General features: G+C 63.2%; 25 protein-coding genes and 1 pseudogene. 17 read left to right on the forward strand and 9 right to left on the reverse strand.

Annotated elements, in window-relative coordinates:
* The 3 genes and pseudogenes from LC298_RS16670 to LC298_RS16680 all read left to right on the forward strand — a co-directional run.
* A pseudogene (locus LC298_RS16670) lies at positions 1-312 on the forward strand (hypothetical protein); the annotation flags it as partial.
* Between the two features lie 161 nt (positions 313-473).
* Positions 474-1,388 carry an N-acetylmuramidase domain-containing protein gene (locus LC298_RS16675; protein ID WP_131571198.1) on the forward strand — a complete coding sequence of 305 codons (915 nt, stop codon included), beginning with the start codon at positions 474-476 and terminating at the stop codon, positions 1,386-1,388.
* Positions 1,389-1,431: 43 nt separating this feature from the next.
* Positions 1,432-2,067 carry a 2-dehydro-3-deoxy-phosphogluconate aldolase gene (locus LC298_RS16680; protein WP_131571201.1) on the forward strand — a complete coding sequence of 212 codons (636 nt, stop codon included), beginning with the start codon at positions 1,432-1,434 and terminating at the stop codon, positions 2,065-2,067.
* 81 nt (positions 2,068-2,148) lie between these two features.
* Here LC298_RS16680 and LC298_RS16685 read toward each other — a convergent pair whose 3' ends face one another.
* A complete protein-coding gene (locus LC298_RS16685; protein ID WP_131571204.1) occupies positions 2,149-3,255 on the reverse strand; it encodes a TRAP transporter substrate-binding protein in 1,107 nt (368 codons plus the stop codon).
* A gap of 255 nt (positions 3,256-3,510) precedes the next feature.
* On the opposite strand from LC298_RS16685, the gene LC298_RS16690 reads away from it, so the two are divergent.
* From LC298_RS16690 to LC298_RS16705, 4 genes are all read left to right on the forward strand, one after another.
* Entirely contained in the window at positions 3,511-4,269 is a 759-nt protein-coding gene (locus LC298_RS16690; protein ID WP_131571208.1) for a gamma-glutamyl-gamma-aminobutyrate hydrolase family protein, read from the forward strand.
* A 100-nt stretch (positions 4,270-4,369) separates the two neighbouring features.
* Positions 4,370-4,747: a COG4315 family predicted lipoprotein gene (locus LC298_RS16695; RefSeq protein WP_131571211.1), complete on the forward strand. Its 378-nt coding sequence runs from the start codon at positions 4,370-4,372 to the stop codon at positions 4,745-4,747.
* 51 nt (positions 4,748-4,798) lie between these two features.
* Positions 4,799-5,302, forward strand: coding sequence for an RNA polymerase sigma factor (locus tag LC298_RS16700; RefSeq protein ID WP_131571215.1), 504 nt, complete (start codon positions 4,799-4,801; stop codon positions 5,300-5,302).
* A complete protein-coding gene (locus LC298_RS16705) occupies positions 5,299-6,075 on the forward strand; it encodes an anti-sigma factor family protein (protein ID WP_131571218.1) in 777 nt (258 codons plus the stop codon). Before LC298_RS16700 ends, LC298_RS16705 begins: the two co-directional genes overlap by 4 nt.
* Before the next feature lie 12 nt (positions 6,076-6,087).
* On the opposite strand, the gene LC298_RS16710 is transcribed toward LC298_RS16705, so the two are convergent.
* The 4 genes from LC298_RS16710 to LC298_RS16725 all read right to left on the reverse strand — a co-directional run bounded on the left by LC298_RS16710 (position 6,088) and on the right by LC298_RS16725 (position 9,250).
* The gene (locus tag LC298_RS16710) at positions 6,088-6,504 is read right to left on the reverse strand and encodes a hypothetical protein (RefSeq protein ID WP_131571221.1); all 417 of its coding nucleotides are present in this window, start codon (positions 6,502-6,504) and stop codon (positions 6,088-6,090) included.
* 55 nt (positions 6,505-6,559) lie between these two features.
* Complete coding sequence (locus LC298_RS16715; protein WP_131571226.1) at positions 6,560-7,546, reverse strand: 2-hydroxyacid dehydrogenase; 987 nt, start codon at positions 7,544-7,546, stop codon at positions 6,560-6,562.
* Between the two features lies 1 nt (position 7,547).
* Positions 7,548-8,573 carry a LacI family DNA-binding transcriptional regulator gene (locus LC298_RS16720; protein ID WP_131571229.1) on the reverse strand — a complete coding sequence of 342 codons (1,026 nt, stop codon included), beginning with the start codon at positions 8,571-8,573 and terminating at the stop codon, positions 7,548-7,550.
* 149 nt (positions 8,574-8,722) lie between these two features.
* Complete coding sequence (locus LC298_RS16725) at positions 8,723-9,250, reverse strand: MarR family winged helix-turn-helix transcriptional regulator (RefSeq protein ID WP_131571231.1); 528 nt, start codon at positions 9,248-9,250, stop codon at positions 8,723-8,725.
* Between the two features lie 212 nt (positions 9,251-9,462).
* On the opposite strand from LC298_RS16725, the gene LC298_RS16730 reads away from it, so the two are divergent.
* Together LC298_RS16730 and LC298_RS16735 are read left to right on the forward strand one after the other, a co-directional pair.
* Positions 9,463-10,815 (forward strand): 8-oxoguanine deaminase, encoded by a 1,353-nt coding sequence (locus LC298_RS16730; RefSeq protein WP_131571234.1) that lies wholly within the window; start codon positions 9,463-9,465, stop codon positions 10,813-10,815.
* A gap of 2 nt (positions 10,816-10,817) precedes the next feature.
* The gene (locus LC298_RS16735) at positions 10,818-11,627 is read left to right on the forward strand and encodes a creatininase family protein (RefSeq protein WP_131571237.1); all 810 of its coding nucleotides are present in this window, start codon (positions 10,818-10,820) and stop codon (positions 11,625-11,627) included.
* Between the two features lie 15 nt (positions 11,628-11,642).
* Here LC298_RS16735 and LC298_RS16740 read toward each other — a convergent pair whose 3' ends face one another.
* Entirely contained in the window at positions 11,643-12,014 is a 372-nt protein-coding gene (locus tag LC298_RS16740; protein WP_131571240.1) for a hypothetical protein, read from the reverse strand.
* A gap of 207 nt (positions 12,015-12,221) precedes the next feature.
* On the opposite strand from LC298_RS16740, the gene LC298_RS16745 reads away from it, so the two are divergent.
* Together LC298_RS16745 and LC298_RS16750 are read left to right on the forward strand one after the other, a co-directional pair.
* A complete protein-coding gene (locus LC298_RS16745; protein WP_158284804.1) occupies positions 12,222-13,208 on the forward strand; it encodes an NAD(P)/FAD-dependent oxidoreductase in 987 nt (328 codons plus the stop codon).
* Positions 13,209-13,224: 16 nt separating this feature from the next.
* On the forward strand, positions 13,225-14,307 hold the full coding sequence (locus tag LC298_RS16750) for a CobW family GTP-binding protein (RefSeq protein WP_131571246.1): 1,083 nt from the start codon (positions 13,225-13,227) through the stop codon (positions 14,305-14,307).
* A gap of 24 nt (positions 14,308-14,331) precedes the next feature.
* On the opposite strand, the gene LC298_RS18230 is transcribed toward LC298_RS16750, so the two are convergent.
* Positions 14,332-14,700, reverse strand: coding sequence for a YegP family protein (locus tag LC298_RS18230; protein ID WP_199223344.1), 369 nt, complete (start codon positions 14,698-14,700; stop codon positions 14,332-14,334).
* Positions 14,701-14,865: 165 nt separating this feature from the next.
* Between LC298_RS18230 and LC298_RS16765 the strand changes: the two genes are divergently transcribed.
* The 4 genes from LC298_RS16765 to LC298_RS16780 all read left to right on the forward strand — a co-directional run bounded on the left by LC298_RS16765 (position 14,866) and on the right by LC298_RS16780 (position 19,327).
* A complete protein-coding gene (locus LC298_RS16765) occupies positions 14,866-15,840 on the forward strand; it encodes a WD40 repeat domain-containing protein (protein WP_131571249.1) in 975 nt (324 codons plus the stop codon).
* Positions 15,841-15,917: 77 nt separating this feature from the next.
* Positions 15,918-17,156 (forward strand): putative DNA modification/repair radical SAM protein, encoded by a 1,239-nt coding sequence (locus tag LC298_RS16770; protein ID WP_131571251.1) that lies wholly within the window; start codon positions 15,918-15,920, stop codon positions 17,154-17,156.
* On the forward strand, positions 17,153-18,643 hold the full coding sequence (locus LC298_RS16775; protein ID WP_131571254.1) for a UdgX family uracil-DNA binding protein: 1,491 nt from the start codon (positions 17,153-17,155) through the stop codon (positions 18,641-18,643). Before LC298_RS16770 ends, LC298_RS16775 begins: the two co-directional genes overlap by 4 nt.
* A gap of 90 nt (positions 18,644-18,733) precedes the next feature.
* The gene (locus tag LC298_RS16780) at positions 18,734-19,327 is read left to right on the forward strand and encodes a Spy/CpxP family protein refolding chaperone (protein ID WP_223385715.1); all 594 of its coding nucleotides are present in this window, start codon (positions 18,734-18,736) and stop codon (positions 19,325-19,327) included.
* Positions 19,328-19,422: 95 nt separating this feature from the next.
* On the opposite strand, the gene LC298_RS16785 is transcribed toward LC298_RS16780, so the two are convergent.
* The gene (locus LC298_RS16785) at positions 19,423-20,004 is read right to left on the reverse strand and encodes a GNAT family N-acetyltransferase (RefSeq protein WP_131571257.1); all 582 of its coding nucleotides are present in this window, start codon (positions 20,002-20,004) and stop codon (positions 19,423-19,425) included.
* 22 nt (positions 20,005-20,026) lie between these two features.
* On the reverse strand, positions 20,027-21,160 hold the full coding sequence (gene odc2, locus LC298_RS16790; RefSeq protein ID WP_131571259.1) for an ornithine/lysine decarboxylase: 1,134 nt from the start codon (positions 21,158-21,160) through the stop codon (positions 20,027-20,029).
* A 476-nt stretch (positions 21,161-21,636) separates the two neighbouring features.
* Here odc2 and LC298_RS16795 point away from each other — a divergent pair, with 476 nt between their 5' ends.
* Both LC298_RS16795 and LC298_RS16800 read left to right on the forward strand, forming a co-directional pair.
* The gene (locus LC298_RS16795; protein ID WP_131571262.1) at positions 21,637-22,842 is read left to right on the forward strand and encodes an amidase; all 1,206 of its coding nucleotides are present in this window, start codon (positions 21,637-21,639) and stop codon (positions 22,840-22,842) included.
* A gap of 185 nt (positions 22,843-23,027) precedes the next feature.
* A complete protein-coding gene (locus tag LC298_RS16800) occupies positions 23,028-23,924 on the forward strand; it encodes a LysR family transcriptional regulator (protein WP_131571265.1) in 897 nt (298 codons plus the stop codon).
* Positions 23,925-23,985 lie beyond the last annotated feature (61 nt).

The following is a 23,985-nucleotide window of genomic DNA, read 5'->3' on the forward strand; positions in this document are numbered from 1 at the left end:
GCGGCCGTCGGCCAGATGGACCAGGTGACCCAGCAGAACGCGGCGATGGTGGAAGAAACCACCGCCGTCACGCACCGCCTCGCAAGCGATGCCGACGGGCTCACGGCTCTGGTCGGCCGCTTCACCGTTCCTTCGGCCGGCGGTTCGCGCGGGGCGAAACCGGCTCCGGCGCTCACCGTGGTTGGCAAGAATGACGACCAACGCACGCCATCCAAATCTCCGGCCAAGTCGATGATGACCAAGGTCCGCAAGGCCTTTGGCAGTGGCGCTGCGGGCAATGCGGCTGTCACTCAGGAATGGTCCGACTTCTAAGGCTTCAAACGGTAGGGCGCAGGCCCTTAAGAGAGCAGGAGAAACGGGCGTCGCGGAGAGATCCGCGGCGCCCGTTCCGCATTGCGCCGCAGCCAACTTATCCACCCAGTGAAATTCGGGCGCACAATGGAGGCGACGGCGACAACAGTGGAGATGGCAAGGTGTTCTCAAGACAGACAATCAAGGAAATAGAAGGCGCAGCGCGCGAGGAGGGCCTCGAGCCGGCGGCGCTGCTGGCAATCGCGGACGTTGAAAGCGGCGGGCGTGCCTTCGCGATGATCAATGGCCGGAAGGAGCCCCTGATCCGTTTCGAGGGTCACTATTTCGACCGGCTGCTCGACGATGCGGACCGGCAGAGGGCGCGGGCGAAGGGGCTGGCGTCGCCCCGCGCGGGGGCGGTAAAGAATCCTGCCTCGCAGGCGGCGCGCTGGAAACTGCTGGGGGAGGCGATGGCACTCGACCGGGCCGCGGCCCTGCAATCCGTCTCATGGGGAATCGGCCAGGTGATGGGATCGCATTGGTGCGATCTCGGCTACGGCTCGGTGGATTCGCTTGCTGCAGAGGCCCGATCGGGCGTTGCCGGGCAGATCGCCCTGATGATCCGCTTTCTGAAGAAAAACGGGCTGGGGAAGTTGTTGAAGGCGCGCGACTGGGCAGGGTTCGCCCGGCGCTACAACGGTCCCCAATTCAGGCGCAATCGTTATGACAGCCGAATGGCCGCAGCCTACGCCAGATATGCCGGAGGGGAGAAAACGCCGCCGCCCGTGAGCCCATTGCGGCGCGGGGCGCGGGGGGCCGGGGTGCTGGAACTGCAACGTTCGCTGACCGCGGCGGGTTATCCGCTGACGCAGGACGGTCGCTTCGGACCGGCAACGGCGCGCGCTGTCGAGCGGTTCCAGCGCGATCAGGGGCTCCCGGCCGACGGAATCGCCGGGCCGGCGACGATGGCGGCGCTGCGCGAGGCTCCGGGCGAGAATGCCGTACCGTCCCTTACCGGGCGGGTCGCGGGTATCGCGGGCGATATCGGGCGGTTCCTGCAGCGCCTGCGCATCCGATGGGCTGGACGCACCGGCTAAACCGATTTAACTGACAGGCAACCGAACAGCCGAGGAACCTCCCATGCCGCAGCAGACGGAAACGCTTCACACCATCATGACCGGGCAGCCGGTCATTCCCGTGATCGTCATCGATGACGCGAAGGACGCCGTGCCGCTGGCGAAGGCGCTGGTCGCCGGCGGACTGCCGGCAATCGAGATCACGCTGCGGACGGCGGCGGCGCTGGACGCGATCCGGGCGGTCGCCGCGGAGGTGCCGGACGCGATCGTCGGCGCGGGCACGATCCTCAACGCGGAAGACTTCAAGGCGGCGGTCGAGGCTGGCTCGAAATTCATCGTCAGCCCCGGCCTTACCCCGGAGCTGGTCGATGCAGCCGACGGCAGCGCGGTTCCGCTGCTTCCGGGCGCGGTGACATCGAGCGAAATCATGGCGGCGCTGGAGGAAGGCTACTCGCTGTTGAAGTTCTTTCCCGCCGAGCAGGCGGGCGGGGCCGCCTATCTGAAATCGCTGTCGTCGCCGTTCGGCGGGGTGCGGTTCTGTCCCACGGGCGGGGTCTCCGCCGTCAATGCCGGCGATTATCTGTCGCTGCCGAACGTGCTGTGCGTCGGGGGCTCATGGGTCGCACCGAAGGATGCAGTCTCGGCCGGTGACTGGGAGCGGATCACGGAATTGTCGAAGGAAGCGGCGAGACTGGGATAGCGCCTTGCCGCAACAAGCGTTCCAATGAAAGACCCGGGATGGCGGTCCATCCCGGGTCTTTCGTTTCAAGGGCGGCGCGGCCTAGAGCTTGCCGGCGCGCTGCTGCAGCATCAGGAAGGTGTCGAAGTTGTACTCCGACAGCTGGAACCACAGATAGCTGTCGCGGCGGTAGCCCATGTAGCTGTCGTGGATTTCCTTGAAGTCGGCGTTCTCGGCGCCGATTTCCGCATAGGTTTCCTGCGCGGCGTCGAAGCAGGCCTCGAGGATATCCTGGCTGTAGGGGCGCAGCTGCGTGCCCGATGCCGCCAGTTCCTTCAGGGCGATCGGGTTGAGTGTGTCGTAGCGCGCCATCATGACCGAGTTGGCAAGCGCCGAGGCGTTCTTGACGACGCCCTTGTAGGCACTCGGAAGCTCGTTCCACTTGTCGAGGTTGATCATGTTCATCAGCGCGACGCCGCCTTCCCACCAGCCGGGGTAGTAGAAGTAGGGCGCGACCTTGTTGAAGCCGAGCTTCTGGTCGTCATACGGACCGACGAATTCGGCCGCGTCGATGGTGCCCTTTTCGAGCGCCGGATAGATGTCGCCGCCGGGCAGGCCCTGCGGCACGACGCCGACCTTCTCGATGATGCGGCCGCCGAAGCCGCCAATGCGCATCTTGAGGCCCTGCATGTCCTCGACGGAGTTGATCTCCTTGCGGAACCAGCCGCCCATCTGGGCGCCGGTGTTGCCCGCCGGATAGCAGATCATGTTCTGCTTGGCGTAGAACTTGTTGAGAAGATCGAGACCGCCGCCTTCATACATCCAGCCATTGGTCATGCGCTGGTTGAGGCCGAACGGCACGCCGGTGCCGAAGGCGAATGTCGGATCCTTGCCCCAGAAATAGTAGGAGGCGGTGTGCGCCATTTCGATGGTGCCGTTGGTGACGGCGTCGGCCCCTTCGAGCGCGCCGACGATCTCGCCTGCCGCGAAGACCTGGATGTTGAAATTGCCGTCGGTCGCTTCCGCCACCGCGTCAGCAAACACCTCGGCCGCTCCATAGATGGTGTCGAGCGCCTTCGGAAAACCCGACGAGCAGCGCCACGTGACCTTGGGCATCGACTGTGCGATGGCCGGAGCGGCCAGCGCGGTAGCCGCAGCAGCACCGGCACCCACCGCGCCGGTCTTCTTGATAAACGAACGACGATCCATACGATCCTCCCAGATGAAACAAAACGGGCCGCCAGAACCCGGCAATCCTGCGATCGTCCGGCCGGCGGAACCCTGCGTTACCTTACAGTTTTGCCTTGGGCTGTCCAGAAGCCTCAGACGCCTAAATGCCTGAATTGGTAAATTTTATTGTCCACTTGGATCAGAGCCGATGCGGTGAGGCCGCGCTGGCCGCGCGACCCGTTGCATCGGCCGCCGCTCCGGCTCATATACGCGGTGATCAATGGAGGTTTCGTCATGCAGCCGATCGTCGCCGTGGTCGCCGATGTGCGCGAGTTCGAGAAATACCGCTGGCACGCGGCGCCCGACACCTATCTCGAGGCGGCAATGACGGTTGCCGGCGTTCTGCCGGTGCTGGTGCCGGCGTTGGGGGAGCGGATCGACTTTACGAACCTGCTCACGCGCGTCGACGGCGTGATGCTCACCGGGTCAAAGTCGAACGTCCATCCGCAGCGCTACGGACAACCCGCATCCGCGGGTCACGAACCGTTCGATGAGGCACGCGACGCGACGGCGCTGCCGTTGATCCGCGCAACCGTCGAGGCGGGCGTGCCGCTGTTCGCGATCTGCCGCGGCATGCAGGAACTGAATGTGGCGCTCGGCGGCTCGATCGCCACCGAAATCCAGGAGCAGGACGGCATCGACGACCATCGCGCACCGGTGAGTGACGATCAGGCCGAGCGGTTTGCCATCGCGCATGGCGTGAACGTCAAGCCGGGCAGCTGCATGGCGTCAATCACCGGCGCCGGCAGGGTGGACGTCAACTCGCTGCACCGGCAGGCGATCGATACGCTGGCACCGGGACTTCGGATCGAGGCAACCGCGGATGACGGCACCATCGAGGCCGTGTCGGTGACCGACGCCAAGGGCTTTGCGATCGGGGTGCAGTGGCATCCGGAATACTGGGCGAGGACCGATACGCCATCGCGCGCATTGTTCGAAGCATTCGGCAACGCCGTGCGCGCCTACGCGGAAAATCGCGAGCTGGCCGCATAGAAAATTGCGCGGGCGGGAATAAACCGGCTCCCGGCGGTGTCTTTCTTTTCGGAAACGGACTTTTCCGTTTTTCGATGGAACACCACCAAGGAGAATTCCCATGAGACACGCTTTCGCAACCGCAACCATGATGCTGGCGCTCATCGGCGCCGGAGCCGCCGCGGCCGCCCCGGTGACCACAGTCACGACGGACAATGGCGACGTGCTCGCCGATGAGAACGGCATGACGCTTTACACGTTCGACAAGGATACGACCGGCACCTCGAACTGTTACGACAAATGCGCGGTCAACTGGCCTCCACTAGCCGCTTCGGACGGCGATATGGCAGACGGCACCTACTCGATTGTGGAACGCAAGGACGGGACGAAACAATGGGCCAAGGACGGAATGCCGCTCTATCTCTGGATCAAGGATGAGAATTCAGGCGACACGACCGGTGACGGCGTCAACGATGTCTGGCATGTCGCGCGGCCGTAACCCCGCCGCGGCGAACGGGACGCGCTCCGGCGTCCCGTTCGGAAGCGCCGGATGAGCCGTTTCGAACAAGAACTGCTGAGCGTGCTGCCGCAGTTGCGGCGCTATGCGCGGAGCCTTTCGCGAAACAGCGAAGAGGCGGAGGATCTCGTACAGGATTGCGTTGAACGGGCATTTTCCAAGCGCGTCACCTGGCGGGGCGTGAACCTGCGAGCCTGGTTGATGACCATACTGACGAATCTCAACCGCGACAGGATAGGGGCGCAGGGGCGGACACCGGACCTGATTTCGATGGATGAGGCGGGGGAACCGGCCGTGTCGGAGGTGGAGGCCGACCCGCTCGAACGCGACCGGCTGGCGGCGGCGCTGGACCGGCTCGGCGCCGACCAGCGGGCGGTCCTAATGCTGATCGTGGTGGAAGGATACCGTTACGCCGAGGTTGCCGCGATGCTGGAGATCCCCATCGGAACCGTGATGTCGCGGCTTTCCAGGGCAAGACGAAATCTCGCCCGGTCTCTCGAGACCGACAACATAGTCGAATTCCGGAGAAGCAGATGACGGATCAATCCGGCAAAAATATCGGAGACGACGAACTCCACGCCTATGTCGATGGCGAACTCGATCCCGGACGCAGGGCGGAGGTGGAGGCGTTTCTCGCGTCCGATACGGAGGCGGCCGCGCTGGTCGCAAAGTGGCGCGCGCAGAATACCGCGATTCGCGGCATGTTCGGAGAGGCGCCGCTTCCCGAGAGAGCGACGGACCGCATGATGATCCGAAAGTTGGGCGCCCGGCGCTCCCGGTGGACATCACCGGCAATCGCCGCCGGTTTTGCCCTGTTCTTTCTGGCCGGCACCGGCGCCGGTGCGCTTGTCACCAGAATGCTGGACGGCGGAGGCGAGGCGGCGTTCGCACAGGTTCTCCCCGAAGCGTCAAAGACCAACTATCTGATTTATGCGAGCGAGGTGCGCCACCCGGTAGAGGTGAGGGCGGATGAAGAGGAGCACCTGGTGAACTGGCTAGGAGCGCGGGTCGGGCGAAAACTCTTTGCGCCCGATCTGAGTTCGAAGGGCTTCAGACTGGTCGGAGGGCGCCTCGTGCCATTCGTCGACGAGCCAGGGGCAATGCTGATGTATGAAAATGCGGGAAGTGACCGCCTGACGGTGCTGATTGGAAGTAATCCGCAGCACGAAGGTACGGGTTTTCGATTCGCGTCGCAGGACGGGGTGAGCACGTTCTACTGGACCGACGACAGTTTCGGCTATGCGATGTCGGGCGCCCTCGACCGCGAAATCCTGCTCGGTCTCGCCCGCATCGTTTACGCGCAGTACTGATCCGAGCGGGGTTTAGCGGGCCTCGAAGGACAGGGCGACGTTGCGCGGCTCCATGACTTCCCACGCGAAGCCGTCGCTGGCGGCGAGTTTCATCAGCGTGTTGCCATCGCTGTCGGTGATCCGGACATCGCCGGCGGCCGTGTCCTGCCAGGTTCTCGCGGCCACGAGTCCCCCATTGACCGCTCCGCAATCGCCTGGTTCGACCCGGCGCGCGCCGTAGCCCTCGGCCCTGTGGATGGCGATCACGCAGGTTTCGCCGGCTCTATGATCGATCACGGTGAAGCGATCTGCAGCCACGTCCGAAAAGGCTGCGCTTACAGCCGCTTCGTCACGGGCGGCACCGGGCTTTACAGGCTGGGCAATGATTGCCAGGCCGGTGATGCCGATAATGACCACCCCGTTGACGGCATGCAGAAATGTTCCGACCATGAGTCCGTACCCCTCGATATGGCCTCAGTATCGCTCCAGGCAGGTTAACGGGTTGTTAATTTTCCCTCCTGCGGGCGATGTCGCGGGCCTCGGGTACAGGCGTAATCGCCTTGCCTTGCGTGAACCATGAGACCAGATTGTCGGCGACCAGATCGCCCATCTTTCCGCGGGTGTGCACCGAGGCCGAGCCGACATGCGGCAGAAGGCAAACATTGCGCATTGCGATCAGATCGGCGGGTACATGCGGTTCGTCCTCGAACACGTCGAGTCCGGCGGCGGCGATGGTTTTGTCTGCGAGCGCCCGGATGAGCGCGGCTTCATCCACTACAGTTCCGCGTCCGATATTGACCAGAACGCCCTCCGGTCCAAGCGCCTTCAGGATATCGGCGTTAACGGTGTGGCGTGTGGACGGTGTGCCCGGCGCAACCACGATCAGTGTATCGACCGCGGCGGCGAGCGAGGCGAGGCTATCGTGATACTTGTAGCCGGCTTCCGGATCGGGATTGCGATTATGATAGTGGACCATCAGGCCGAACGCCTCGATGCGGCGGGCAATCGCCTTTCCGATGCGGCCAAGGCCATATATGCCGACAGTGCGCTCGCGCAGCGTCAGCGGGGTGAGGCGGTAATTGCCCTCGTTCTTCCATTTTCCGCCGCGGAGCCATTCTTCGGCGAAATACAATTCGCGCACAGTATTGAGGAGCAGCGCCAGCGCGGTGTCTGCGACTTCCTCGTCGAGAACGGATGGCGTGTGCGTGACCGGGATTCCCTTCCCGATCGCATGGAGCGATGACTCAGGATCATAACCGACGCCGAAATTGGAAACTATCTCAAGGTTCGGGAGGGCGTCGATGAGCGGGATCCAGGCTGGATCGAGCCATGCGGCCATGCCACGAATTTCTTCACGCTTTTCAGCCGGGACAAGCTCCGGATCCGGCCGCTTCAGGATGACTGGATCAAATTCCTTGCAAATGCGGTCGGTTGCGCGCTGGTTGAATCCTTCGGGCAGCACGATGCTGATCGGCTTTGTGGCGTTGGACATTTCAACTGCGTTCCTTCACGGGAGTCGTCGACTGGCGAATATGCAGTTCCGGGCGGATCAGGTCGAGTTTGCCCGACTGATCCTTGACGCCGTCGATCCGGTCGAGCAAAGCGCGCGCCGCGCGGCGGCCGACTTCCGTCTGGCCGTTCCAGACGGTGGTGAGCGCGGGCGTGGCGATGGCGGCTTCCTCGAGATCGTCATATCCGGTCACCGAAATGTCGACTCCCGGAACCAGCCCGGCGCGCGCAATCCCGTTCATCAGGCCGATGGCGACGAGATCGTTCCAGCAAACCGCGGCTGTCGGCTTGTCGGGCAATGCGAGAAATTCCCCGGTAGCCTCGAATCCTGCCTGCTTGGTGCGGGGTCCGGCGATGCGCCACTCAGGCTTGACCGGGAGTTCGGCCTTTTCCATGGCGGCCATATAGCCCTGATAGCGGTCGCGGCCGGTGGATGTCTGGTCGGTGCCGCCGATCATCGCGATGCGGGTGTGACCGAGTGAAATGAGATGCTTGGTGGCCAGTCCGATGCCGAAAGCGTCGTCGCCCCGGAAGACCGGCAGGCTGGCGCGTGGGATGGAGCGGGCGATGAGCACGACCGGCAATCCATTGCGCAGCACAAGGTCGATGTCGTCGAGCGGCGTGTCGATCGCAGGCGACATGATCACGCCGTCGGCGCCCAACTGCATCAGCGTGTCGAGAAAATCGCGCTGTTTCTCGACCTTGTCGTAGTGGTTGGAGAGGATGAAGGTTTGCCGCGAACGGTCGAGCTCGGTTTCGATCGCCTTCAGGATTTCCGCATAGAACGGATTCATGATGTCATGCACCACGACGCCGATAATGCCCGATTTCGAAGTGCGGAGACTGGCCGCGCGGCGATTGTAGATATACCCCATCTGCCGGGCGTGCGTCTTGATACGCTCCTTTGTGGCTTCGGCCACCAGAGGGCTGTCGCGAAGGGCGAGAGAGACCGTGGCCGTTGAGACGCCGAGTGCCTCGCCGATCGTAGAAAGCTTGATTTTCTGCGCCAAGAAACCCCCCACTGAACGCGTTTAAAATGCTTTAAACGCGTTGAGCCTCGAATGTGAAGGGCGATATCTGGCAGTGCGTCTATTGTCTAAGAGATCGCGCGGGCCGCAGCGGAAGGGCGATCGTCCGCTTTGGAGCCGCTGGGGGGCCGTCAAGGCTTTCCGTTCTTGCGGGATTTCTTGCGCTTCTTGCCTGCGCCTCCGGACTTTTTACGCCCGGGCGGGGGCGCATCCGCGGCGAGGGCGGCATCAATCTTTTCCAGAATCTTCGCCAGTTGCTTGCGCTCTTTCTTTTTCAACGTCCCGAAGGCGTGTTCTTCCGCCCCCGCCATTGCAGCGTTCATGCGCAACAGCAGCGCCCGGCCGTCGTCCGTCAGCCGAACATGGATCTGCCGGCCGTCATTATCGGAGGCGTAGCGTTCGACGAATCCCTGCTCCTGGAGCCGGGTAATGGTCCGCGTCACGGTGGGCGGTTTGACCCCAAGGGCATGCGCCAATTCGCCGAGCGTGTAGTCGTCCCGCCTGCTCAGTAGTTCCATTACGCCTTCCTGTCCGGCGTAGAGGCCCGTCGACAGAAGAAGTTGCGCCATGCGGGTGCGGCCGGCGCGTGCCGTGTTCTGAAGACCGGCGAAGAGCCGCGCGGCGTCGCCGGCGTCATCTTCAATATAGTAGCGGTTCATCGGGAAAGTTAAGCTGGCGAAAAATCCTGCGTCAAGCTGGAAGCCGACTCCTCCACCGCTCGACCCGGTGGCTTGAATTCGTCACCACAGGTTGTGATCGTTGCAAAACCGGCTAAAGGTGTGCGGTTCAAGGTAGTGACGCGCTCCGCGGCCTCGGTATCGGAGGTATTTCCGCAAAACAGTCACGCTGGGTGATGGGGGATCTCGCCGGCATGTCTTCGAAACGCCTGTGGCTGAAACGCCCTCTCGCCGTGCTTGCGCAGGAGGGACAGGATGCCTCCGGCGGCATCGTCGTCGAGGACGGACGTATCACGGAGCTTGTCGGGCATGGCGGCGTGCCGTCCGGCGACCATGTGACATTCGATGCAAGCGAACATGTCGTTCTGCCGGGCCTCATCAACACCCACCATCATTTTTTCCAGACCGTAACGCGCGCGCATCCCGAGGCCCTGGACAAGGAACTGTTCGACTGGCTGAAGGCGCTCTATCCGGTGTGGGCGAAACTCGGCCCGGACGCCTTCAGACTCGCAACCCGACTCGCGCTTGCAGAACTGATGATGTCCGGCGTTACCTGCACTTCCGACCATCAGTACCTGTTCACGGACGGGATCGAGGACGCCATGGACGTGCAGGCCGAGGAATCCGCCGCCCTCGGAATGCGGATGGTGCTCAATCGCGGCTCGATGAATCTGTCGCAGCGCGATGGAGGCTTGCCGCCGGATGCCGTGGTACAGGACATGGACACCATCCTTGCGGACTGCGAACGCGTGATCGGGCGCTACCACGACCCCTCGGATGGGGCGATGCTGCAGGTGGCGCTGGCGCCGTGCTCGCCGTTCTCGGTCACGTCGGAACTGATGCGCGAGACCGCCGCGCTCGCCGGGCGTTGCGGATGCGCGCTGCATACCCATCTGGCGGAAAGCGAGGACGAGAATGCGTTCTGCCAGGAAAAATTCGGCTTCCGCCCGCTCGACTATCTGGAAGAAAACGGATGGCTGGGACCCAAGACGTGGGTTGCGCACGGCATCCATTTCAATGACGGGGAGATCGCCCGCATGGGCAGGGCCGGGACAAGTGTCTGTCACTGTCCGACATCCAACATGGTTCTCGCGTCGGGCATCTGCAGAACGCGGGACATGGAGACAGCCGGCGTGAGTGTCGGTCTGGGCGTCGACGGATCGGCGTCGAACGATTCATCGAACCTGATGGAGACCGTTCGCCACGCGCTGATGGTCAACCGGCTGCGTTACGGAACAACGGTGAGCCACAAGAACGTTTTGAGATGGGCGACCGAGGGATCCGCGGCATGTCTCGGCCGAACCGATATTGGCGCGATTGCGCCGGGAAGGCAGGCGGATCTCGCGCTGTTCAAGCTTGACGAACTGCGTTTCTCCGGGGCGCACGACCCAATCGCGGCCCTTGTGCTCTGCGGGGCGCATCGGGCCGACCGGGTGATGATCAAGGGCCGATGGACGATCGAAAACGGCCTACCGACAGACGTTGACGTGGAGCGCCTGCGCCACGAACATGGGGCCATCGCACGAAAGTTTGCAGGAGCCCAGTAACGATGTCCGACGAGCCGGACAAAACCAACCGGCAGATAAAGCGGCGGCTGGATGCTCTTCACCAGACCGGAACCGCGCCCGGGGACGCGGCCAAATGGATCGCCGTCCTACCGCTCGGCGCGACCGAACAGCACGGACCGCACCTTCCCTTCGAGACGGACACGCTGATCGCGGAGGCCCTGGTCGAGCGGCTGGGCGAACAACTGGGGGACTCGGCACCGGTCGTTTTCCTGCCCGTCGAGGAGATAGGCTACTCGCCGGAGCACATGTTCGTGCCGGGGACCAAGACGCTCGAATGGGACCAGGCGATCCGGCGATGGGTGCGTATCGGCGAGCAGGCCCATCGGTCGGGAATCCGCAAATTCGTGATGTTGAACGCCCATGGTGGAAACTCGCCGCTAATGACAATCGTCGCGACGGAACTGCGGGTCCGGTTCAACATGCTGGCGGTGGCGACGAGCTGGACCCGGTTCGGGCTGCCTGACGGCATTCTCTCGGCGGAGGAGAAGCATCTCGATATCCATGGCGGCCTTATCGAGACGTCGGTGATGCTGGCGCTCCACCCGGATCGGGTGGACATGCGGCACGCGGCGAACTTCGATTCGCGCCAGTCGGAATTCATCGAGACCTATGCCCATCTGCGCGCCTACGGCCCGCATTCGTTCGGCTGGCAGATGTCGGACCTGTCGGCGAGCGGTGTCGCCGGCGACGCGTCGCGCGCATCGGCGCAGAACGGCGAGGCGATTCTCGCTCATGCCGTGAACGGGCTGGTCGAACTGCTGCGGGACGTGGAGCGACATCCGGGATTTTGAGGCCGCTTCCGGTGTTCAGCGCACAGGCGTGCTCGCGACCACCGAGAACGTGTGCATCTGGCCGTCATGGCCGGCAATCGAGACATATTCGCCGCGGTGGAAACTGTGTTCGCCGAGGCGAAAGCCGGTCTCGTCGTCCTCTTCGTCCTCGAAATCGTAATCGAAAACCCACTGGCCGTTGCGGTGCTGTTCCAGATAGCCGAGTTCGGTGCGCTCGCCGTCCCAGAACCGCTCGACGGTGCATGCCTTCGGATTTTCTTTCCACTGCTCCGCGTCGATCTTCATGGCGTTGTCGAGCGGTAGCACGAGTTCATATCCGCGATTGGGATTGCCATTCGGAAAGCCCGGTTCGCGGGCCATTTCAAGGCGGACATTGTAAAGCGGCATTGCGGATTCTCCTGCTGTTCGAGGCGATCCTAGAGTGTCAGCATACCCTTGCGTTGACACGGATCAAGCAGTGAAAGGCCTCCCTTCGGGGCATTGCGCCACTGCCGGAGGGCGGGCTTTAGCACCCCGGTCGGCGGGGAAACCTTAATCTGGACGTGAAGCGCGCTAGGTTGGAGCAGGATGACGGACCAAAGGAGACGACGAAGCATGACCGCACGAATCGCGATCGTCGGAGCCGGTCTGGCGGGCGCGACAGCCGCCAGGCTGCTGACGCGCGCCGGCGCGAAGGTGACAGTCTTCGAGAAGTCCGGCGGAACGGGCGGGCGGCTTTCAACGCGGCGTACCGACTACGGCAGCTTTGATCACGGCGCGCAGTATGTTTCGGCGCGCGGGGACGCCTTCCTGGACACGGTCTACCGGCTCGTCGCCGAAGGCGGGGCGATGAACTGGTCGCCCGCCGGCAAGGACCGTGAGGACGAATGGCATGTCGGCCACCCGGGCATGAGCGGTTTCGTCAAGCCGCTGCTCGGCGGCATCGATGTGCGTACCAACAGCCGCGTTTCCGCGATCCAGGCCGGCGACGATGCAATTCGGGTGCAACTGGAAGACGGTCGGGAGCAGGATTTCGAAGTGGCGCTGGTGACCGCGCCAGCGCCGCAAAGCCTTGCATTGCTCAAGGATATCGACGGCGCGTTCGCGAAAATTGCCAAGGCGCAGATGGCACCGTGCTGGTCGGTCATGCTGGCATTCGGAAAGCGGATCGACCGGCTGCCGGATATCCGCCGCGGCAATGATGGGGATGTTCTCGGCTGGATCGCGCGCGACAGTTCGAAACCGGGTCGCGAGGGGCTGGAGAACATCGTCGTGCACGCCGGGACGGACTGGAGCCGCGACCATCTGGAGGAAACGCCGGAAGCGGTTCTCGATGCGGTTCTCACCGCGTTGCGCGGTGCCGCAGGCGGAGAGGCCCTATCGCCGGTCCATGCCGTCGCTCATCGATGGCGATATGCGCGGGTGGACAGGCCGGTGGGCGAGCCGTTCCTTGCCGGCTGCCGGGGGCGGGTCATCGCCTGCGGCGACTGGTGCATCGGCGCGCGCGCGGAAGCGGCGTTCGACAGCGGACGGCTGGCCGCGGAATTTCTCGTTAGGGAACGGCTGGCAGGCGAAGCCGAGGCCGCCTATATGCGGGGCTGATTTTCGCGAGGCCTTCATGTCAGACACCCCATCGAGCGACACCCAGACATCCATTCCCGTAACCGTGCTGACCGGCTACCTCGGATCGGGCAAAACGACGCTTCTCAACCGCATCCTCTCGGAGGATCACGGCAAGCGTTACGCGGTGATCGTCAACGAATTCGGCGAAATCGGCATCGACAACGACCTCATCGTGGAAAGCGACGAGGAAATCTACGAGATGAACAATGGCTGCGTGTGCTGCACGGTGCGCGGCGATCTCGTGCGCGTCGTCGAAGGGCTGATGCGCCGGCCCGGTCGCTTCGACGCGATCGTGGTGGAGACCACCGGACTCGCCGATCCGGCGCCGGTCGCGCAGACATTCTTCATGGACGACGATGTTCGTGCGAAGACCCGCCTCGACGCGGTGGTGGCGCTCGTCGACGCCAAGCACGTGGCGATGCGGCTGAAGGATTCACGCGAGGCGGAGGACCAGATCGCGTTTGCCGACGTGATCCTTCTGAACAAGACCGATCTCGTGTCCGAGGAAGAGTTGCACGGTCTCGAGCACGCGATCCGGACAATCAATCCGCATGCGCGGATCCACCGCACCGAACGGGCGGGAATCGCCTTGCCGGAAATACTCGACCGCGGCGCGTTCGACCTGCAGCGGGCGCTGGAGAGCGATCCGCATTTTCTCGATCACGACGATCCGGATCATGTCTGCGGCCCGGAATGCGATCATGATCATGCCCACGGGCATGATCATCACCACGGCGATGGCGATCACCATCGTCACCATGATCACGGGCCGGGCATCCACGGAACGACCATCCAGTCCGTCTCGCTGCGCACGGGCGAGGTCGATCCGCAGAAATTCATGCCGTGGATCCAGAAGATCACGCAGCTCGACGGGCCGAACATCCTTCGCCTGAAGGGCATCATCGCGTTTCCGAACGAGCCGCAGCGCTATGTCGTGCAGGGCGTGCACATGATCGTCGAGGGCGATCACGAGCGCGCATGGAAGGACGGCGAAAAGCGCGAAAGCCGGATCGTATTCATCGGCCGGGAACTCGACCGCGAAAAACTGGAGCGGACGTTTCAGGCCTGCGCGGTGTAACCCGCGCGGGCCCCTAAGCGGGCGTCAGGTCTCGTCGACGACCTCGGCGCGGGGACCGTTTTTCTGCAGGGACGCAATGGCGTTCTTGGAACTCGACTTGGACTTGTAGGTCTCCGTGCGAACCATCGTCTCGCCGTTGGAAGCGACAAACCGCACGAAGGTCTGGCCATCCTTGGAGCCGGCAATCTCGAAACGGTAACCGGACCCCTTCTCGTCCTTGGTCAGATCGGCCGTGGCCGCGCCGGGGGCGTTTTTCTTGAGGGAATCGATGCAGTTCTGGGCGCTTGCCTTGCCGGCATAGCTTTCCGACCAAAACATGATCTCGGAATTGTACACGAACTGTGCTGCGAACTGGCCGTTCTTCCGGCTGACAATCTTGAAACGGTGCGGCAAGGAACCCTCCCTCTTGAAGCTTACGGAAGGCGAACTTTAGTCAACTCGCCGGCAAATGAAACCCGGGCACCGATCTAAGTTGAGGATATGTCGGGTTGACGCGGCCCCGCATTCCGGAGAAGTCGTTCGCCGCATCCTCATCTTCACAAAAGTACCTGCAGCCCCATGCCAACAGTCGCGCCCCTCGATCTCGACGGATATTGCCTCTTCGCATCGTTTATAGGCGAGGTTCCGGTTTACGCGCTGGCCGACGGCACGGTGCACCGGCTCGATCACGGCCATCATGCGGTCGAGATGCATGATGGCCTGACATGTGCGGTCAGGACCCTTGACGGCAAGGCGCTGATCACCGGTGGCGAGGACGGGCTGGTGCGGGCGCTGAATGCAGGCGGAACGGCCGCCGAGATCGGTTCGGTCGGCAGGAAGTGGGTGTCGGCGCTCGCGGCAGGGCCGCAAGGCGCGGTGGGCTTTTCCGCAGGCAAGAACGCCCATGTGCGCCTGAATGACGGCACCGTGAAAGACTTTGCCGAGGAGCGCTCGATCGAGGGACTAGCCTTTGCGCCCAAAGGACTGCGCCTGGCGACAGCGCGGTACAATGGCGGGACGCTGCATTGGGTGACGGCCGCAGGGCAGCCAATCGATCTCGAATGGAAAGGCGCGCATACCGCCGTGATGTTCTCGCCGGACGGCAAATATGTCGTCACCACAATGCAGGAGAACGCACTCCACGGCTGGCGGCTCGCCGACATGAAGCACATGCGGATGTCCGGCTATCCGGCCAAGGTCAAGAGCTGGTCGTGGTCGGCCAAGGGCAAATGGCTGGCGACCTCGGGAGCGCCCGCCGCAATCGTCTGGCCGTTCCAGGGCAAGGATGGCCCGATGGGCAAGGCGCCGCTGGAACTCGGCACACGGGGCGATTCGCTGGTGTCGTCCGTCGTCTGCCACCCGACCGAGGACATCGTGGCGATCGGCTACGCGGACGGTATGGTGCTTGCGGTGCGCTTCACGGACGCCAAGGAAATTCTGCTGCGCCGCGGCGGCAAAGGGCCGATCACCTCGATGACATGGGACGACAAGGGCTACCGCATTGCCTTCGGGTCGGAAGCCGGGGATTGCGGTGTGATCGACATTCGCGGGTAAGGATCAGCGCCGGCTTTTTCCTAATCGATGTGTCAAAGTATATGGCGCGGGAGAAGATTGGAACATAAGATGAACAAATGGGCCAACTCTCCGTCATTCAGAAACTCGAGATCCTTTCGGATGCGGCCAAATACGACGCGTCCTGCGCGTCGTCCGGTTCGACAAGGCGCGACTCCAGAGCTTCCGGTGGAATTGGATCCGTCACGGGGGCCGGAATCTGCCACGCCTACGCGCCGGACGGGCGCTGCATATCACTGCTGAAGATTCTGCTGACCAACTTCTGCATCTACGACTGCAGGTATTGCATCAATCGCTCGTCGTCGAACACGCGCAGGGCGCGGTTTTCCGTCGATGAGGTGGTGAAGCTGACGCTCGACTTCTACAAGCGCAATTATATCGAAGGGCTTTTTCTGTCCTCCGGTGTCATCCGCTCGCCCGACGAGACGATGGGCGAAATGGTCGAGGTGGCGCGGCGGTTGCGCGAGGACGAGAAATTCGCCGGTTATATCCACCTCAAGACAATTCCCGATTGTGATCCGATTTTGATAGAAGCGGCCGGCCGCCATGCGGACCGGCTTTCCATCAATGTGGAATTGCCGACGGACGCCAGCATCAACGTGTTGGCGCCGGAAAAACGTCCCGGCGAGATTCGCAAGTCCATGGCGCGGCTGCGCAGCTTCATCGAGGAGAAGAGCGAGCCGGTAGAGCGCACGGGACGCAGACAGCGGTTTGCGCCGGGAGGGCAGTCGACCCAGATGATCGTCGGCGCCGACAATTCGAACGACAACACGATCCTGCAGACGAGCGCCCGGCTTTACGGATCGTATCACTTGAAACGGGTCTACTATTCCGCTTTTTCGCCCATTCCCGATGCGTCCAGAGGATTGCCGCTGGTCAGACCACCGCTGATGCGCGAGCACCGGCTTTACCAGGCCGACTGGCTGATGCGGTTCTACGGGTTCGAACAGCAGGAAATCCTGGCTGGAGCGAAAACGGGGATGCTCGATCTCGACATCGATCCAAAGCTCGCATGGGCGCTGCGCAACCGCGCTGAATTTCCGGTCGACATAAACCGCGCCGACCGCGAGACGCTTTTGCGCGTGCCCGGCTTGGGAAGCAAGGCTGTGACACGCATCCTGTCGAGCCGCCGGTACGCGAGGCTGCGACTTGAAGACGTCAGCCGGGTCTGCCAGTCGATCGACAAGGTGCGCTCCTTCATCGTCGCGGAAGGATGGTCGCCTGGCGGCACAATCGACCGGCTCGACCTTCGATCGCGCCTGGTCGGGCGCGAGGAGCAACTTTCGCTCTTCCGATGATCACCGCCAGACTCGAGCATGAAACGGATTTCGACGGATGGCGGAGGGCGGCGCGCGCGCTCGCTTTAAATGGCATCGCCCCGGCGGAGGTGGTTTGGCAGGTCGAGGGATCTGCCGACGAGGATCTGTTCGGCATCCGCGGCGATCCGGTCCCGCCCGCTTCGAATGCGGCTGTTCTGAATATCACAAGGGAATTCGTGGAACGGGCAGGGAGCCTTGTCTGCCACCGCGACCCACAGCGGTTCGCGTTTATGTATCGCATGTTGTTGCGGCTCGCTGAAAACAAGGAACTGCTGAAGTTCGCGACCGACCCTGATGTCCGTCAGATGGAGGCGATGGAGAAATCCATCGGTCGCGACGTTCACAAGATGCGCGCGTTCGTGCGGTTTCGGAAAATCGGCGAGGGCGCCGAGGAGCGCTTTGTCGCATGGTTCGAACCGGAGCATCACATCGTCCAGCGGAATGCGGAGTTTTTCGTTAAACGGTTCACCGGCATGAAATGGGCAATTCTGACGCCCGACCGATCTGCGCGATGGGACGGGGAGACCCTGTCCGTCGGGCCCGGCGCGAAGAAAGCCGATCTGCCGCCCGACGATGCGACCGAAGATCTCTGGAAGACGTATTTCTCCTCCATTTTCAATCCGGCGCGCCTGAAAGTGAAGGCGATGCAGGCGGAAATGCCGAAAAAGTACTGGAAGAACATGCCGGAAGCCGATCTCATTCCCGGCCTGATCGCCGGCGCGGGAAAAGCGCATGAAGCGATGATCGAGAGGGCGCCGACGTTACCCCCGCCAAGCCACAGGTCGGTTCAGGCGCGGTACTGGAACAGCGTGAAGGACATGGCTGACGAATCCGCGCATACGCCTGAGGCGAAGACACTTGAGGAACTGCGAGCCGCCACAGCCGGCTGCACCCGCTGTCCGCTCTACCGAGGCGCAACACAGGCGGTATTCGGCGAGGGCCCGGCGGACGCGGATCTCCTTTTCGTAGGCGAGCAACCTGGTGATCAGGAGGATATAGAGGGTCGCCCGTTCGTCGGGCCGGCGGGTCAATTGCTCGATCAGATTTTGGCCGAGGTCGGAATCGATCGGTCGGATGCCTATGTCACAAACGCAGTGAAGCACTTCAAGTTCGAGCCGCGCGGCAAGCGCCGCATACATCAGACACCGAATGCGGGAGAAGTCGAACAGTGCCGCTGGTGGCTTGAAAAGGAGATCGAACTGGTCGGGCCGAAGCTGCTGGTCGCGCTTGGCGCGACCGCGGCCGCGGCGCTGCTCGGCCGTCGGGGCGGGATCATGCGGGAGCGCGGCTCCATTCAGCCGCGCGCCGCGGATGGATTGCCCGTTCTGCTAACCTATCACCCCTCGTTTCTGCTGCGCATTCCGGATCAGGCGGGCAAGGCGCGCGAACGCGCGAATTTGGCCCAGGACCTGATGAAAGCGCGTGACTGGCTGGCAGGCCGGGACGCTCGTCGCGAAGCGGGTTGACGCCGATCAAAGCGGGCCCTTGGCCGAAGCATATGATCGGCTTCGGTCGAAAGGCTTGGGGCCTTTCGCATGAAGAGCGAGGCGAAGACGATGAAAATCACATATCGCGCATTGAAGACATTGGCGATTGCAGGCGCAGTGGCGGCCATGGCTGCCGTTCCTGCCGCGGCCCATTATGAGGGAGGCGGCTGGCAACCGGGTTATGGTGCGGGCAGCATGATGCCCGGCTGGGGTTGGGGCGACGGCTCCGGGAGATTCGGCCCGGGTGGAATGTACGGCGGCATCGAGGCGAGGCTCGCATTTCTCAAAACCGAGCTGAAAATCACCGCCGAACAGTCGGACGCCTGGGACGAAACCGCGAAAACCGTCAGCGAGTCGCTCGAGAGCCACACGAAGACGATGCGCGACATGTTCCGGCAGTTGCAGGACGGGACCTATCTGAAGAGCGGCCTTCCGGCGCGCCTGGAATTCCAGGAAAAGCACATGTCGGCGCAGCTTGAGGAAATCAAGAAGGTCAGGGTATCCGTCGAGACGCTCTATGCCGTTCTCGATGATGACCAGAAGAAGGCCGCCGATGAGCTTGTGCTGCCGATGATGGGCATGGGCATGATGGGAGCCGGTCCGGGGATGTTCGGACCCGGTATGTACGGGCCCGGCTACGGTCCGGGAATGATGTATCGCTGATCTGTTTGAGGCGATGCCCGGGAGTGGGGCAACCGGCGGCGGGAAGGCGAGGGGCTATCAGCGCGACCTCGCCGTCGGAGACTAGAGGCAGGCGGTCAGGCGGCGATTGCCGTCGCCCGTACCCTTGATTTCGTCACGTAGCGGCCGGTCGGCACGACCATGCCCGCAGCACCGTCGAGCCAGCCCTCGACGAGTTCGACCGCCAGGAACCGTTCGCGCTCGACCGGTCCGGGCAGCGCGATGGCGCCGGTCTTCGCGCAGGTGAAGCCGAAGCGCTCGTAGTAGGGCGCGTCACCCACCAGCAGGACCGCGCCGTGGCCAAGGCGGGCGGCTTCGGCAATCGCGTGGCGCATCAGCGCCGCGCCGACGCCGCAGCCCTTCAGAGCGGGGTCAATGGCGAGCGGGCCGAGCAGAAGCGCCGGAACCGGACGGCCGAAGGGGTCGATGCCGGCCTCGATGTTCCACAGCCGGACAGTCGCTGCGAGACCACCGTCGGCGCTCCTCGCAACGAATGCCAGACCGTCCGCCGGGCGCCTTCCCTGGCGGATCTTCTGCGAAGTCTTTTTCCTCCAGCGCGGGCCCATGGCGCGGTCGAGCAGCATGTCGCGCGCAGCCACGTCCCCCGGGGCTTCCTGCTCGATGGCGACAGCTTCGCCGTCTTGAACAAGCGGTTCCATGTGCGTAATCCCGATGGCGGAGTCAGATGACATAGGATTTCAGCGGCTCGAAGCCGTTGAAAGCGACGGCCGAATAGGTCGTCGTGTAGGCGCCGGTGCCCTCGATCAGAACCTCGTCGCCGACCGTCAATGTGAGCGGCAGGGGGTAGGGGTTCTTCTCATACATCACGTCGGCGGAATCGCAGGTCGGGCCGGCGAGGACGCAGGGTTCCGACGCGTCGCCGTCGCGATCGGTGACGATGTTGTAGCGGATCGCCTCGTCCATGGTTTCGGCGAGGCCCCCGAACTTGCCGATGTCCAGATAGACCCAGCGGACATTGTCGTTGTCGGACTTCTTCGAGACCAGAACGACTTCCGACTTGATGACACCGGCATTGCCGACCATGCCGCGGCCCGGCTCGATGATGGTTTCGGGAATGCGGTTGCCGAAATGCTTGCGCAAGGCGTCGAAGATGGCCCGGCCATAGGCCTGCGCCGACGGCACGTCCTTGAGATAGCGGGTCGGGAAGCCGCCGCCCATGTTGACCATCTTCAATTGGATGCCTTTTTCCAGCATCGCCTCGAAGACCATCCGCGCATCGGCTAGCGCCTTGTCCCAAGCGTCGAGATTGGTCATCTGGGAACCGACATGGAAGGACACACCGTAGGCGTCGAGACCGAGACGGGCGGCCTGCGCCAGCACGTCGACGGCCATCGCCGGAACGCAACCGAATTTGCGTGACAGCGGCCACTCGGCACCCTCGCCGTCGGTCAGGACACGGCAAAACACGCGGGCGCCGGGAGCTGCGCGGGCGACTTTCTCAACCTCTTCGACGCAGTCGACCGCAAACAGCGAGATGCCAAGTTCGTGGGCGCGCGCGATGTCGCGCTCCTTCTTGATGGTGTTACCGAAGGAGATGCGGTCAGGCGTGGCACCGGCTTCGAGCGCCATCTCGATTTCCGCTACGGAGGCGGTGTCGAAGGACGAGCCGAGCGTGGCCAGCAGGCGCAGGATCTCCGGCGCCGGGTTGGCCTTCACGGCGTAATAGATGCGCGAGTCGGGCAGCGCCTTCTCGAATGCCTTGTAGTTGTCGTGAACCACGTCGAGGTCGACGACCAGGCATGGGGAGGCCGGACGGCGGGTGGCGAAGAAGTCGTGGATGCGAGCAGTCGTCATGTCTCTTCCCAATCGGCAATTCCGTGCGGCGCGTGCCGCGTCAAAATTTGCGGTTCTGTCACGACAGACGCATATGCGCCGGCCGGCAAGAACCGCGTGAAATCTCAGGCCGGTCTGACCGGCCTTGATTTGCCATTGATTGGTGGGATCGCCCGACCGCACGTTTGGCAAGGATGGTAAGTGTCTCTCAACTACCCCGGCGTTTGGACCGCCAGACGAGTGATCGATAGACCCGACCGTCGTTGCTTCAAGATGTCCTCGCTCGTCCGGTTGGCCGGGAAGCGACCGGAGGGGTTAGCTCCGGGTACCTTACCCATCCCTCACCATTCGAGGGATCGGCGGACACCCACAGGCACATGCGACTTTGGGTGAAGCGCAGATAATCGCATACAGGTTTCGGATCAATGAATAATTCGGCATTGCAGAAATTTTTTTCTGCATGTCACATCGGCCGACGACCAAGGAGAGGAACGGCGATGGACGACGCGATCAGGGACGCGGTGCATGCATTCATGCCGCACGGGTTCGACAGTCCGGTCGCGCATGCTGAGGCTGGCGCGCTTGCCGGACTGACCTTTGCGGTCAAGGACATGTATGACGTCGCCGGATTGAGGACCGGCTTCGGCAATCCGGTCATTCTCGAGCGGGCCGAGCCGGCAACCGAGACCAATTCGGTTATCCAGCGGCTGCTGGACGCGGGCGCGCGGATGGTCGGCAAGACCCAGTGCGACGAACTGACCTTTTCGCTGATGGGCGAGAATGCCCACTACCGGCGGCCGATCAACAGCGCGGCGCCGGATCGGGTGACCGGAGGATCGTCGAGCGGCTCGGCAGCGGCGGTCGCGGCCGGGCTTTGCGATTTCGCAATCGGATCGGACACCGGCGGCTCGGTGCGCGGGCCGGCGAGCTTCTGCGGGCTTTTCGGTTTGCGACCGACGCATGGCGCCATCGGGCTCGACCATGCGCGCGGGCTGGCTCCGTCCTTCGACACGTTCGGATGGTTCGCCCGTGACGTAGATATTTTCCAGCGTGTCGCCGACGTCGTCCTGCCGCCGGACACGGTGGCTCTTGCCGCACCGGAGTTGGTGGTTCCCGCCTTCGCCGAGGCGCTGCTCGCGGCTGAGAGCGTGGCGCACTGGAATCAAATCAAGACGAAACTCGGGCTGTCGGCGAAACCGGTCTCCTGCCTTGATGCAGTGGACGAAAACTACATGCTGTTTCGCCGGCTGCAGGCCTATGAAGCGTGGGCACTGCATGGCGACTTTGTCAGCGATCCCGCCAGTCGCGTGTCGGCGGATATCGCCGAGCGGTTCCGTTTCGGCGAGCCGATCTCGTGCGGAGAAGCCGCCGCAGATACAATAACGCGCACAGCATTGCGGGATGAACTGGCCGCCTTTCTCGGAAGCCGCAGGATGCTGGTCATGCCCACAATGCCCGGGCCCGCACCGCTCGCGGCGGGCGACCCGAAGACGCGGCAGGCCTATCGCGAGCAGGCGCTTCGGCTGCTCTGCGTCTCCGGCCTGACCGGCTTTCCGCAAATGAGCATTCCGGCGGGAGTTGTCGACGGCGCGCCGTTCGGCGTTTCGGTGCTCGGACCAAAGGGAAGCGACCGGGCGGTGATCGCAATTGCGGAAGGACTGGCCGGCCGTCTGCGGCAGAATGCGGAGATCCGTTCCGCCTGATCCTTCCCTTGCACGGTGCCCGGCCCTGCCGATCAGGCAATTTCGGCATCGCCGTCCCGGGATTGACGACCGAGTTGCAAATCGGGATACGTGGCTGCGCCCGGGCAGCATCGGCGTGGAGATTTCCGCGCGAACGCAATCACTGCCACCCGGCAAAATGCTAGCGGTCAGCGGAGAACCACCGGATGGACACACTGACGCGGATGCGGGCCTTCATCGCGGTCGTCGAAAACGAAGGGTTCTCCGCGGCAGCGCGCAAGATCGGGCGGTCGAAAGCGCTGCTGTCGAAATATGTGCGGGAACTGGAAGACGAGTTGGGGGCGCTCCTCCTCAACCGTACGACGCGGCAGTTTTCGCTGACCGAAATGGGGCATACCTACTACCGGCGTGCCATCGAGATCGTCCGCGACATTGACACGTTGCAGGACATGGTGCGCGACAGCCGCGAGGGACTGCGCGGCCGGATAAAGCTCTCCGCGCCGCGCACCTTCGCTGATGCCCATCTGGGCCAGTCGCTGATCGATTTCGTGGTCGCCAACCCGGAGATCGGGCTCGATATCCACCTCGACGACCGGTTCGTCGACCTGGTGGAGGAGGGGTTCGATGTCGCGATCCGGATCACGGCGCTCGAGGATTCAGCGCTGATCGCGCGGCGGCTCGCGCCCTTTCGGGTGTTCGTCGTCGCCACGCCGGAAACGATCAAACGGCACGGTATGCCCGAGAAGCCGGAGGATCTGGCGGACAAGCCCTGCATCGTCGACACCAATGCGCGGCGGCGAAATACCTGGGTCATGAAGCCCGAGAACGGCGAAACCACGGCGATCACCGTTTCAGGGCCAATCGAAGTCAACAGCCCGCTCGCGGCACGCGCTGCCGCGCTTTCGCATCTCGGCTTCGCGTTTTCGCCGGATTTTATCGTCCGCGACGAGATCGCCAGCGGTGCCCTGGTTCATGTCCTGCCCGAATGCGTGAGAACCGATGCCGGCATCCATGTGGTCTATCCGCATCGCCGCTATCTGCCGGGCAAGGTGCGGGCGCTGGTCGATTTCCTGGCCGACTGGTTCAAGAACCATGAGGGCTGACGCCATAATGCCGCCGGGATTTTCGGCTCTTGCATCACGCCTCGACTACTCGGGTGGGACA

This window comes from Oricola cellulosilytica (assembly GCF_019966575.1).
Taxonomy (GTDB): domain Bacteria; phylum Pseudomonadota; class Alphaproteobacteria; order Rhizobiales; family Rhizobiaceae; genus Oricola; species Oricola cellulosilytica.